The organism is Rossellomorea sp. ABR4_004, from assembly GCF_056159585.1.
Genome location: NZ_JBSWVM010000003.1, coordinates 510,033 through 521,648 on the forward strand (window position 1 = coordinate 510,033; position 11,616 = coordinate 521,648).

Sequence of the window (11,616 nt, forward strand, 5' to 3'; positions counted from 1 at the left end):
AAAACAAGACAAAATAACTAGTAATGTTTCTTAATTAGACATTTTCCGTCAAATATCTCCCCTGATAATAACAAAAGGATAGACAATCGATTCTACTCTTTGTCTATCCCTTGAATACTATTTTAATAGATTGGTACCCAGCCCTCCTGTGTGACGAAAATACGGACGGCAACTACTTGCTTATCTTCACTTAATGTAAAATAATGGCGGATGTTTTCAGGGACTGAGATTAAGTCACCCGGGTTTAAATGCACTTCAAAAAAATCACCATCATTTCCTTGAATGACAAATACACCATGGCCGTTTACAATAAAGCGGACTTCATCATCTGTGTGATGATGCTCCTGTTGGAAATTCCTTAAAAGCTCTTCAAGATTTGGTGTGCGCTCGGAAAGGGAGATCACATCCCAAGCCTGATATCCTCTTCGCTCTGAAATATCTTCAATCTCCTCTTTAAAAGTTGACAGGATTTCCGCTTTATCATCTTCGGTTAATGCGTATTGATCCCTCAGTCCTTCTACCAACTTGTCGATATTCCAATGCTCATAAATGACTCCTTGTTCACTTAAATACTTCACTACTTCTTCCTGGTTATCAATCACTTGGTTATTCCCTTGGATTATGATTGTCGTCATAATCTTACTCCTCCTTTAGTAATTGTTCTCGTATTCGTTAAGGATAAAAGTGTGAGTTGATATTGAAATAAAAACTCACAAGCTTCCAATAGTTTCTTAGCTTCAAAACCGGTTCTTCCCCAGACCGTTATACCGTGGTTGCGAATGAGCACCGCCCCTTTGTCTGCTTTAATAAAGGATTGAAATTCCCGGGCAAGCATCGGGATATGTGCATGATTACGAATGATTGGAATGGATAAAGAATCATCTTCCCCCCATTTATCCCACGCTTTAATTAATTCTTGGTTTCTAAATGTGACGACACCCTCATCCCCATACAGTTCACTGATTACATTATTCGCCACAGTGTGGACATGTAGGCTGCATCCTGCTGAGCTTTCTGTGAAAACATGACTGTGCAGCAATGTTTCGGCCGATGGTCGTGCAGGTGTATCTTGGATGGCCTCACCTTGAGCATTTACGAGCAGGAAATCTTCATCGGTTTGCTTCCTTTTATCCTTTCCACTTGCCGTTACCAGGAAAGTAGCAGGTAATGAACTCACTCGTATGGCAAGATTCCCGCTCGTTCCCATAAACCAATCCCTCTCTGCCAATTCCCTTTTGATATCAGCTAGTTCTTCCCATTGAGATTGATAGGAATTCATATTTTCACTCCTTTTTCAATGACGTCCATGCAATCGTGAAAGGATTCAAACGGATGATAGGGGATTCCTTTTTCTTCGCATGTATGTGCCAAATAGTCTCTGGCAATCACAGTGTCTCCAAGCTTCGCCATTTCAATATCTGTGACAGAATCCCCTATCACAATGACCTCCGTATCTTCTGTTAAAGACAACAACCTCAAGATGGAAGGCTTGCAGCATCCACACCCTTTACTTTCACAGTGATCATCGCATGGATATGGCCAATGAATCGTTATGGTTGAGTCGTTAAAGCTAGCTTCATTACAATAAATCCCATTAAAAGGCCCATATTCATTTAGTAGAGGATACACAAAAAAATCAATTCCACCGCTAACGATATACAAAGGTATCTCATGTTCCTTTGTATAATCTACAAACTCCTTAAACCCTTTACGTATGACTGCTGTGTCTAATAGATACTGAATCATTTCCTCTTTCTTAGATGAAGGAATGAGTGAAAACAGCTTGCTGACTCCTTCTTTAATGGACAAAGACTGATTTAAGATGTCGTCTTTGACAGGTTCCCATTCTGCAGGAGCAAAGGTTTTCATCAATGAGATGATATTATCCGTTTCTGTAATCGTTCCATCAAAATCACAGAAAATGATCGGATGCTTCATTATACCTTTACCTCCTCTCCCCATAGGGATAGTGCTTTACGAAGCTCATCGTGGGAATCCGCTACAGCTGAGAGAGAATCTCCCCTTAAAACTCCTTCAATTGCTTGGACGAATGCCTTTCCCCCTCCAACTGCCCCATCTGGATGACCGTGAATGCCACCACCTGCATTAATGACACAATCTACACCAAAATCCTTCACCAAAAGTGGTACAAGCGCAGGGTGAATGCCTGCTGACGGTACAGGCAACGTTTTTCTTAGATGATCATCATCCTTCGTTAACTCATGGCTTACGGATAAAGCTTTGCTCTTCTCTAAGGCGACACTTCCGTATGGAGATGGAAATAAAGAAAAATCAGCTCCGGCCATTCGCAGGAATTTCCCTAACCATAAAGAATAGCTCACACCATATACAGGGGATGAGGCAACGGCACCTGCGAATGCAGGATGTGCCATAATCGGCAAACTGATCTCAGGATCCTCCCTCAATTCCTGTAGAACATCCAGTCCATAAGAAAATACATTGAATAAAAGGGCATGTGCTCCAAGATCACGTGCTTTTTTTGCTTTATCACGTAATTCTGAAGTTCTTCCTGTGAGGTTTACAGCATACAGCGTTTTCTTACCAGTCTCTTCAAACACCTCGTGTAACACTTTTTTCCCTATACTGATCCTCTCAGTGAAAGGTGTCAGTGAATTATCAAAGAGAATTTCATCGTCTTTTACTACGTCGACTCCCCCGAGAACCTGTGCCCTTAATTGGGTTTCAAGGTAGGTAAGGTTCCTGCCGATTACACCTTTAAAGATGCTCATTAACAAGGGTCTGTCGTGTACACCCGTTAGCTCCCTGATTCCTTCTATTCCAAAACGTGGTCCAGGGTAGGCTTTTTTTAAGTCGCTGGAAAACTCTACATCTACTAATTTCACTTCACCATCAAGGGAAAGCTTGCCGAATACCGTAGTAAGGATGGCTGGGATATCATTTGAATAATTATCACCGGGATAGCCAATTTGCACCTTACCTCTGGGGCCATCTTTGCCTTCCCACTCTTTCACGGAAACGACCCTCCCCTTGTACTTGCGCAATTGATCCTGTTCCAGGAGCGGTAAGTCCGTCCATGAACCGACAGTCAATCCCAAGGCGATCCCCTCTGCCTTTTTATCGAATGAACCACTCTTTCCCTTTATTTCATATGTGGCTATCACTTCACTCATTGTTGTCCTTCCTCCTTGAACATGCTATTTTTAGCCGCAAGTTATTTTAGCCTGGGCAAACAAAAAACCTCTTCCAAATAAGAAGAGGTTTAATAAAGTCACTCTTTCTTATCTGTCAGCTTTTTTAGCTGCAAGAATTAGCACCGTGCTTGAATAAGTCGGTTGCCGGGCTTCATAGGGCTGGTCCCTCCGCCTGCTCTTGATAAGAATTTCATTATTCATTATTTCAGTTGGATTATTGCACCAATTTCAATTTCTGTCAATCCCTTTTGTGGAATAATTCTAAATTTTCTATACGGGAAATCGCTTCTTTTATCCGCTCATTTGTGGTTAATAGTCCTACACGTACGTACCCTTCTCCATATTCTCCAAAGCCTACACCCGGGGCTACAGCAACTTTGATTTTTTCAAGTAAATAAGTAGAGAACTCTACAGATGTGAAACCCTCAGGTACTTTTAGCCAGGCAAAGAAGGAACCTTGTGGAGCTTTTACATCCCACCCTATTTCCTGAAGTCCGGAGATTAATAGTTTTCTTCTTTCTTCGTAGGTTGAAACCAGTGCATGTACACATTCCTGGGAACTTAAAAGGGCAGTGGCAGCCGCTTCTTGAATAGCACCGAACAGACTTACATATAAGTGATCTTGCAGGAGGTTGATCGCTTCTATGGCACTCTTATTCCCGACGGCAAACCCTACTCTCCAGCCAGCCATATTGTACGTTTTCGATAATGTATAAATCTCAATCCCGACATCCTTTGCTCCATCGGTTTCCAAAAAACTTATTGGCTTATTTCCATCAAATCCTATGGCTCCATAGGCAAAATCATGTACAACACAAATATCATGCTGATTGGCAAGAGTGACTGTTTCTTCAAAGAATGATTGTGTGGCGATTGCTCCGGTAGGGTTATTAGGGTAGTTCAGAAACATTAATTTCGCACTTTCCAGCTCATTACGGGAGTGTTCACTATAATCAGGCAGAAATCCATTCTCCTCTCGCAGTGGCATTTTAATCATACGTGCCTCTGCCAACGCTACCCCTGATAAATAATCCGGATAACCGGGATCGGGCACCAATACCCCATCACCAGGATTCAATAAACATTGAGGGATTTCAACTAACCCGGCCTTTCCTCCGAATAGCACAGCTACCTCTGTTTCCGGATCTAACTCCACACCATATTCACGCAGGTAAAAGGCAGCAATCGCCTCTTTAAAGGACGAAAACCCGCGAAATGGAGGATACTTATGATTGGACGGCGAAGCTGCTGCTTCTGTCAGTTTTTCCACAATATGTTGAGGAGTCGGTTGATCCGGATTTCCCTGGCCCAAATTAATGACATCATGTCCCTCTTTGACCACGGCATTCACTGTTTTGGCGAGGGATGCGAAAAATTGTTCAGGTAATAAATCTAATCGTTTTGCTTTACTAAAGGTTTTCATTACACTCACCCACTACATTTTTTTGAAAATTAATTACTTTCAAATTCTAGTCACAAATGATATAACGGAAAATAAAGAATGTAAAGGAATAAATTCCAAAAAGTCCTTAATGAGGTGAAAGAAATGATTCAAAAGATAGGTCTTGCACAAATCGATATTGTGTTCGGGAGTCCCGAAAAAAACAAGCAAATAGTAGAAGAATGGATTAAAAAAGCTAGTGACGACGGCTGTGATACAGTTGTGCTCCCTGAGCTGTGGACGACTGGGTATGACCTTACAAGAATGGATGAAATCGCTGATGAAGGAGCAAAAGACTCTTCCTCCTTCCTGTCTGCACTATCAAAGAAATATTCCATTCACATTGTAGGTGGTTCTGTTGCGCAGAAATCGCAGGAGGGGGTGTCCAATACTCTTCTAGTTACGAATTCAAAAGGCGAGCTGGTGAAAAAGTATTCGAAGCTCCACTTGTTTAAGCTAATGGATGAACATCATTATTTACTTCCCGGGCATGAAGATGGCATCTTCACCCTTCAAGACACAGTAATGGCCGGATTGATTTGTTACGACATCCGTTTCCCTGAATGGTTCAGAAAACAAGTTCTACTAGGTGCCAAGGTTGTTTTTGTCGTAGCAGAGTGGCCAGCAGCACGAATTGATCATTGGCAGACCCTCTTAAAGGCAAGAGCGATTGAAAACCAATGCTTCGTGATTGCCTGCAACCGGGTTGGAAATGACCCGAACAATGAATTTGGCGGTTGTTCCCTCATCATCGATCCATGGGGAGAAATTCTTTCAAAAGGAACACAAACGGAAGAATTGGTTACAGCTGAAATCAATCTACAGGAAGTAGAAAAGGTCCGAAAGAAGATTCCGATATTCCAAGATCGAAGACCTGATTTTTATTAGAAAGGTTATTATTCAAAAAAAACGTTGACATGGAAAATACTTCGATGGTACTATTCAAATCAAATGAAACATTCTGAAAGTTTAATTAAATAGTTAACGCAACTCTTATCAAGAGCTGGCTGAGGGATTTGGCCCTATGAAGCCCAGCAACCGACCATAATACCGTTGTAAAACGGGGCGCAGCATGCGCCGGATTGAATGATCCAGTAAGGCACGGTGCTAATTCCAACAGAAAGATAGTCTTTCTGAGAGATAAGAGGCGACGAAGATACCTTCTTCAAGCCTCTTTCGACCATGAAAGAGGCTTTTCTTATGCCACGGAAAAGCCTCCACAACACAGTCTTTCATAAGTCTGTACGATAAGGAGGAACGATGATGGCAATGACGAAACTCAATGTATATCAACCACTAACTGAACAGGCGGCAATTGCACTGGCGATTGGCTTAAGAATCTTTGAGGACGGCACTCTCTTAACGTGTGAAGAAATTGGAGACGGGAATTTAAATCTGGTCTTTCGAGTATTAGATCAGGAAACAGGTAAAGGAATCATCATTAAACAAGCCCTTCCATATGCAAAAGTTGTAGGCGAAAGCTGGCCATTGACAATCGAACGGGCAAGAATAGAAGCTAGTGCCCTTAAGCTTCAGCAATCATTTGTAGGGGACCTGGTTCCTGAAGTGTACTACTCTGATCCCACGCTTGCAATTACAGTCATGGAAGATTTGAGCGCGCTTACCATTGCCCGGACTGGTCTTATAAATGGGGAAACGTATCCACGGCTTTCCCATGACATTGGAACATTTTTAGCAAATACCTTATATTTCACCTCTGATTATGCCCTTCATCCTTTTAAGAAAAAGGAGTACGTGAAAGAATTTTCAAATCCTGAGTTGTGCAAAATCACTGAGGACCTTGTATTCACGGATCCTTTTTTCAACAGTGAAACCAATGAATTCGAAGAAGAGCTTTCCCGGGACGTCCAGCATTTATGGGATGATTTCACCTTGAAACTTGAAGTGGCCAAATTGAAAAAGAGCTTTCTAACTGAAGGAGAGGCACTTCTTCATGGAGATCTTCATACGGGGAGTATCTTTGTAGATAAGAAGCAAACAAAAGTGATTGATCCAGAGTTTGCCTTTTATGGACCGATTGGCTTTGATATTGGACAGTTCATTGCCAACCTTATCTTCCTGGCCGTTTCTAAACCTGAAGAGAAAGAAACGATTCTCTATCACATTGAGAATACCTGGAACGTTTTCTCCATTGCGTTCTCTAAGCATTGGAAGGAAAGCGGAGACGCCTACACGAAAGTGAACGGCTACCTTGAATATGTATTGGAGAAGAGTTTTCAAGACAGCATCGGTTTTGCAGGATGTGAATGCATCAGAAGAACGATCGGCCTCGCTCATGTAGAAGATCTGGATGGCATCCCGGATAAAGAACGAAGATTACAGGCAAAACGGACCTGCTTGACACTCGGTAAGGAACTGATAATAAAACGAAAACAGATCCATTCAATCGAAGAGCTTCTGTCCGTATTAAATTCTCATTCTGAATAACCAAAAGGAGATTATCATGACACAAACATTGACCATTCCAACTTCACTAGAGTGGCATGAAGATTATTTACTGATCCTTAACCAACAGAAACTGCCTAACATAGTGGAGTACATTAAATTGACGACCATTGAAGAGTATTATGATGCGATTATCACACTAAAAGTGAGAGGTGCACCTGCCATTGGCATCACGGCCGCTTACGGTTTAGCCCGGTCTGCAAGTCAGTATGAAGTGAAAACGCTTGAAGAATTCATCGAGCTGTTTCAACGTGACAAAAAATATCTCGCCGATTCACGACCTACAGCAGTCAACCTGGTTTGGGCTTTGATCCGGTTAGAAAAGGCACTAGAGAATGTTTCTTCTGTTAATGAAGCTAAAACCAAATTACTCCATACTGCCATCCAGCTTCATGCACAAGACGAGGCAGTGTGCCGTCAAATAGGGGAAAATGGTTTGAGTGTATTGAAGGATAAACAAGTCGTGATGACCATCTGTAATGCAGGGTCCATTGCAACGAGTAAATACGGTACCGCACTGGCCCCTTTTCATTTAGGAAGAGAAAGAGGCAAAGCGTTTCAGGTTTTTGCATGTGAGACAAGGCCCGTTCTGCAAGGAGCCCGCCTGACATCTTGGGAGTTACAGCAATCAGGAGTATATGTCACTCTCATCACAGATAGCATGGCTGCCCATACCATGAAAGAAAAAGGTGTAGAAGCCGTAATTGTCGGGGCTGACCGGATTTCTGCCAACGGGGATACTGCAAATAAAATCGGAACGTCCATGCTTGCAATATTGTGTAAACATTTCAATATACCTTTTTATGTCGCTGCTCCTTCTTCCACTTTCGATTTATCCAGCTCAAATGGAAACGATATTCCCATTGAAGAGCGAAACAGGGAAGAGATTACAACGGTCGGCGGGACGTTGATTGCTCCAGAAAACGTTTCTATTTATAACCCTGCATTTGACGTTACTTCTCATGAACTGATTACCGCCATCATCACGGAAAAAGGTGTCCTGTACCCTCGCTTCGAGGAAAGTATTCTACAAACCATAGGTATTAAACAATAGCCAAAAGAAGAGCTTCCTCCCGCTCTTTTTTTGGCTTTCACCTTATTCCCCTAATAACTTTGTCGACGCCCACATTTCCCTCGGATTCACTTCATAAATGCTATTTTCCCGGTACATGAACTGATGAATGATAAATTCTCTTCTTAAGGTTGCAAAGTCCTCATGAAACTGCTGAATATATTCATTCAATTCTTTTTCCTTATATTTTTCTCCCACCTTTAATCCTTCCACCATATGTTCCAATATAAATAACTTCTTCTTTTGTTGAGAAGGAATCGTTTTGATCCGTCCATTCTTCTCCAGGAAATTATTCATCACCTTTTGTTTTTCTTTCAATAACTTTTCTGACATCACACTTTCCCCTTCCTCTCCCTGAGCAAACTGATGAAGGACATTTCCATGATGACTCAGGACTTTTTTATTCAAATAGTAGTAAATCGTGTTCTTCTCTCTTCGTGAATAAACAAGATTGCACTCTTTGAGTTTTGTTAGGTGATGGGAAATTGTCGGAGCTGTGAGTCCCAGCTTCCCCGCAATGGCTCCTACATGCAAGCTTTCTGATGCCAGCAAGTAGACAATCTTTATCCGCGTCGGATCCCCCATCGTTTTATGGAATGCCACCTGTTTACTTAATTGCAACATGCCTCCCCCTCTCTAATTAGATTATTATCTAATTAGATAATAATCTAATTAGATGTAGGAATCAATCACTAATTAAAAAAACAGGCATCCTCCCTAGGAAGAATGCCTGTTCTTCATTTTATTTTTCTAATAACAATAAGGTTTCTTTCTTATCCACCTGCTTACCGGCATAGCCTGTAAGTGTATTATTCTTTCCAATGACACGGTGACATGGGATGATGATGGGAAATCGGTTGGCTTTATTCGCTTGCCCTACTGCCCTGACAGCTTTAGGTCTTTGAATCGCTTCGGCAACATCTTGATATGACCTGGTTTCACCAAATGGAATCTGTTGCAGGGTGTTCCATACGTCCTTCTGAAAAGACGTTCCCTCTATTTTTAGGGGGAGATCAAATTCTCTTCTCTCCCCCTTAAAGAATTCTGTGATCTGTTCTTGTGCTCTTAGTAATATTGGATTCTCGGTGTAAAAATCAGCTCGTGAATCATTTTCTAAAAACTGCACCAAAATGAGATGGCTCTGATCCGCTTGAAGTTCTAACATTCCAATCGGACTCTCCATTACAATAGAATCATATGACATTATCAGGACTCCTTTACGATTTAGGAAGATAAATGTGGAAGATGGTTCCTTCCCCGACGATACTCTCAACCTGAACGCTTCCTTTATGCTCTTTAATGATTTTAAAGCTTACCATCAATCCAAGTCCAGTTCCCCGTTCCTTTGTTGTGTAAAAAGGTTCACCAAGCTTTTTAATCTTATCCTTTGATATCCCGCCACCCTGGTCTTTTATGCAAATATGAATCATTTCATCATCCGTCTCTTGAATCCGTATAGAAATGAATCCACCGTCCGTCATGACTTCAATTGCATTCTTGATGACATTAATGAACACCTGCTTTAACTGATTGGGCTCTGCAATGATGGTTGGGAGGTTCGCTTGGTAATTCTCCTCGTACTGTACATTATGCATGACTGCCTGAGCACTTAGTAGTTCAACAGTATCTTTCATGATCCTGATTAAATTCGTTTCTTGATATTGAATCGCCTGTGGCTTTGCTAATACAAGGAATTCTGTAATAATGGATTCAATTCGCTGAAACTCAGAAGTAATCACATTAAAGTACATCTCATGATCTTGACCCACACTATTTTCCAACAATTGAATAAAGCCTTTAAGGGCGGTCATTGGATTTCTGATTTCATGTGCAATCCCTGCAGCAAGCTCCCCTACGACACTCAATGTATCTGACTTTCTCAACTGCTCCTGCATTTCAATTTGTTCTGTTATGTCACGAATGATCGTTAAATTTAAATTAGAGAGTAAATTGTATTTGGATGACAGCTCGATGTATTGAACCTTCTCCCTTTGAGAAGTCATCGTTTGTAAAAACGTCGCCTGCCCCTCTTCTTTCAATTGTTGTAAGTATTCATCGTATGATTCTTCACCGGGTTCTATATTCAATATTTCACGTACATCTTTACCGATTAAGTGATCTTTCTCGATATCAATGATCCTACTCACTTCAGGATTTGCGTCTACGACAACATAATTATGATTGGTAAGAATCAGGCCGTCCAGTGAGCCTTCAAAAATCTTCCTGAACCTCTCCTCGCTTTCCCGTAGTTCTTTTTCCATTTGATAACGCTCACTGACATTCCGGAAGATCGTCATGTTATAGCCATCAACGGAATGAAGTTTAGACGTGAATTCCAAATGTTTCAACTGATTGTTTGGCATTAGAAACAGCACTTCATCCCTTACTGCACCGCTCCTGTTTAACTGTTCCATGACTAAATCAAACTTTTGGCTTTCAAGAGGATATACAAAGTCCCGTATCCTCTTCGAAAGAAGCTCTGAAAGGGAGCATTCAAAGATCTTCAGGGCAGAAGAGTTGGCTTTAAGTACTCTCCCATCCTGATCCCATAGGACGATCGCATCAATCGCTTCTTCAAATAACCCTTTAAACAACTCTTCGTTTCGTTTTAATTGTATCTCCATCTGCCTCTTCTCTGTAACATCCCTAAGGATGGCCATATGAAGCTTGTGATGCACATACGGACTTGTCGTAAATTCCACAATCGAAATGCTGTGTGATTTTTTTATTGGAATTTCTCCACGGGCTTTTTTGTTTTGAGAAATCAGTTCTTTTATCTTTTCAACCTTATAATGCGCACTTTCAGGAATAAATGAGCTTATGTTCCTGTTTGTGATTTCATCCTTTTCCAATCCGACTTGTGAACTGAACGCCTGATTCACGTCGTTAATATTTCCTTCTATATCAAAGAGAACGATTCCTTCTGATGCATTTTGAAAAATATTCGATAACAAATGGACATTCATATGGTCTTTCCGCTCTTTTTCCTTTAGTGCCGTTACATCTTTGAAATACAAATAGGCATTAGGAGAAATGGTCGATTTTTTAAGCAATAGTTCAATATGGATGATTTTCTTATCACTAATATTCATTATGGTTTCATCTTCAAGGTTCTTTCCGGTTTCCATTACTTCCTTATAATGAGCCACAATCGGGGCAGGAACAGAAGAAAAAAAGTTACTGAACAGTGTCCCTGCAATCCTTTCTTTCGTAGTCTGCAGCGTTTCACATGCTTCTCCATTGGCAAAGACAATTTTCAACTCTTTATTGATCACGAACATCGGCATGGGTGATGCTAAGCAAATTTCCCTATCGACGGGATGACATTCTTCCTTATTCAACTCTTTCTGCAATTTACTACTATTAGTCATTTCCTCATCCCCCTACTATTTTAAAAGACAACTATTGGCTCAAATCATTATAGAGTTCGCATAGCTTCCCATACTTTTGGTGATAATTAACAG

Annotated in this window: 11 protein-coding genes and 2 riboswitches; of the genes, 3 read left to right on the top strand and 8 right to left on the bottom strand. The window is 41.2% G+C overall.

The annotated features are described in order from the left end of the window. Positions 1-122: 122 nt before the first annotated feature. From ACXAF2_RS19560 to ACXAF2_RS19580, 5 genes are all read right to left on the bottom strand, one after another. Positions 123-635: a 1,2-dihydroxy-3-keto-5-methylthiopentene dioxygenase gene (locus ACXAF2_RS19560; RefSeq protein WP_475141122.1), complete on the bottom strand. Its 513-nt coding sequence runs from the start codon at positions 633-635 to the stop codon at positions 123-125. Next, positions 632-1,279 carry a methylthioribulose 1-phosphate dehydratase gene (locus tag ACXAF2_RS19565; RefSeq protein ID WP_475141124.1) on the bottom strand — a complete coding sequence of 216 codons (648 nt, stop codon included), beginning with the start codon at positions 1,277-1,279 and terminating at the stop codon, positions 632-634. Before ACXAF2_RS19565 ends, ACXAF2_RS19560 begins: the two co-directional genes overlap by 4 nt. Next, the gene (locus ACXAF2_RS19570) at positions 1,276-1,938 is read right to left on the bottom strand and encodes a 2-hydroxy-3-keto-5-methylthiopentenyl-1-phosphate phosphatase (protein WP_475141125.1); all 663 of its coding nucleotides are present in this window, start codon (positions 1,936-1,938) and stop codon (positions 1,276-1,278) included. Before ACXAF2_RS19570 ends, ACXAF2_RS19565 begins: the two co-directional genes overlap by 4 nt. Further along, on the bottom strand, positions 1,938-3,152 hold the full coding sequence (locus tag ACXAF2_RS19575; RefSeq protein WP_475141127.1) for a 2,3-diketo-5-methylthiopentyl-1-phosphate enolase: 1,215 nt from the start codon (positions 3,150-3,152) through the stop codon (positions 1,938-1,940). The genes ACXAF2_RS19570 and ACXAF2_RS19575 overlap by 1 nt, the downstream gene beginning before the upstream one ends. A 105-nt stretch (positions 3,153-3,257) precedes the next feature. After that, positions 3,258-3,361, bottom strand: a riboswitch (SAM riboswitch). A 50-nt stretch (positions 3,362-3,411) separates the two neighbouring features. After that, entirely contained in the window at positions 3,412-4,596 is a 1,185-nt protein-coding gene (locus ACXAF2_RS19580; RefSeq protein ID WP_475141128.1) for an aminotransferase class I/II-fold pyridoxal phosphate-dependent enzyme, read from the bottom strand. A 123-nt stretch (positions 4,597-4,719) separates the two neighbouring features. Between ACXAF2_RS19580 and ACXAF2_RS19585 the strand changes: the two genes are divergently transcribed. The 3 genes from ACXAF2_RS19585 to mtnA all read left to right on the top strand — a co-directional run bounded on the left by ACXAF2_RS19585 (position 4,720) and on the right by mtnA (position 8,134). Continuing rightward, the gene (locus tag ACXAF2_RS19585) at positions 4,720-5,502 is read left to right on the top strand and encodes a carbon-nitrogen family hydrolase (RefSeq protein ID WP_475141129.1); all 783 of its coding nucleotides are present in this window, start codon (positions 4,720-4,722) and stop codon (positions 5,500-5,502) included. Positions 5,503-5,604: 102 nt separating this feature from the next. Then, positions 5,605-5,761, top strand: a riboswitch (SAM riboswitch). Positions 5,762-5,877: 116 nt separating this feature from the next. Further along, positions 5,878-7,062: an S-methyl-5-thioribose kinase gene (gene mtnK / locus ACXAF2_RS19590; RefSeq protein ID WP_475141131.1), complete on the top strand. Its 1,185-nt coding sequence runs from the start codon at positions 5,878-5,880 to the stop codon at positions 7,060-7,062. Between the two features lie 16 nt (positions 7,063-7,078). After that, positions 7,079-8,134 (top strand): S-methyl-5-thioribose-1-phosphate isomerase, encoded by a 1,056-nt coding sequence (mtnA, locus tag ACXAF2_RS19595; protein WP_475141132.1) that lies wholly within the window; start codon positions 7,079-7,081, stop codon positions 8,132-8,134. 42 nt (positions 8,135-8,176) lie between these two features. Here the strand turns inward: mtnA and ACXAF2_RS19600 are convergent, their stop codons facing one another. From ACXAF2_RS19600 to ACXAF2_RS19610, 3 genes are all read right to left on the bottom strand, one after another. Then, entirely contained in the window at positions 8,177-8,773 is a 597-nt protein-coding gene (locus ACXAF2_RS19600) for a DUF2087 domain-containing protein (RefSeq protein ID WP_475141134.1), read from the bottom strand. 121 nt (positions 8,774-8,894) lie between these two features. Continuing rightward, complete coding sequence (locus ACXAF2_RS19605; protein ID WP_475141135.1) at positions 8,895-9,356, bottom strand: methylated-DNA--[protein]-cysteine S-methyltransferase; 462 nt, start codon at positions 9,354-9,356, stop codon at positions 8,895-8,897. 13 nt (positions 9,357-9,369) lie between these two features. Next, on the bottom strand, positions 9,370-11,523 hold the full coding sequence (locus ACXAF2_RS19610) for a PAS domain S-box protein (protein ID WP_475141137.1): 2,154 nt from the start codon (positions 11,521-11,523) through the stop codon (positions 9,370-9,372). Positions 11,524-11,616 lie beyond the last annotated feature (93 nt).

Excerpts from the sequence above, each read along its gene's own strand:
- ACXAF2_RS19605 (WP_475141135.1), bottom strand. The coding sequence starts at position 9,356 with ATGTCATATGATTCTATTGTAATGGAGAGTCCGATTGGAATGTTAGAA.
- mtnA (WP_475141132.1), top strand. The coding sequence starts at position 7,079 with ATGACACAAACATTGACCATTCCAACTTCACTAGAGTGGCATGAAGAT.
- ACXAF2_RS19570 (WP_475141125.1), bottom strand. The coding sequence starts at position 1,938 with ATGAAGCATCCGATCATTTTCTGTGATTTTGATGGAACGATTACAGAA.
- ACXAF2_RS19585 (WP_475141129.1), top strand. The coding sequence starts at position 4,720 with ATGATTCAAAAGATAGGTCTTGCACAAATCGATATTGTGTTCGGGAGT.
- ACXAF2_RS19565 (WP_475141124.1), bottom strand. The coding sequence starts at position 1,279 with ATGAATTCCTATCAATCTCAATGGGAAGAACTAGCTGATATCAAAAGG.
- mtnK (WP_475141131.1), top strand. The coding sequence starts at position 5,878 with ATGGCAATGACGAAACTCAATGTATATCAACCACTAACTGAACAGGCG.
- ACXAF2_RS19560 (WP_475141122.1), bottom strand. The coding sequence starts at position 635 with ATGACGACAATCATAATCCAAGGGAATAACCAAGTGATTGATAACCAG.
- ACXAF2_RS19610 (WP_475141137.1), bottom strand. The coding sequence starts at position 11,523 with ATGACTAATAGTAGTAAATTGCAGAAAGAGTTGAATAAGGAAGAATGT.
- ACXAF2_RS19575 (WP_475141127.1), bottom strand. The coding sequence starts at position 3,152 with ATGAGTGAAGTGATAGCCACATATGAAATAAAGGGAAAGAGTGGTTCA.
- ACXAF2_RS19580 (WP_475141128.1), bottom strand. The coding sequence starts at position 4,596 with ATGAAAACCTTTAGTAAAGCAAAACGATTAGATTTATTACCTGAACAA.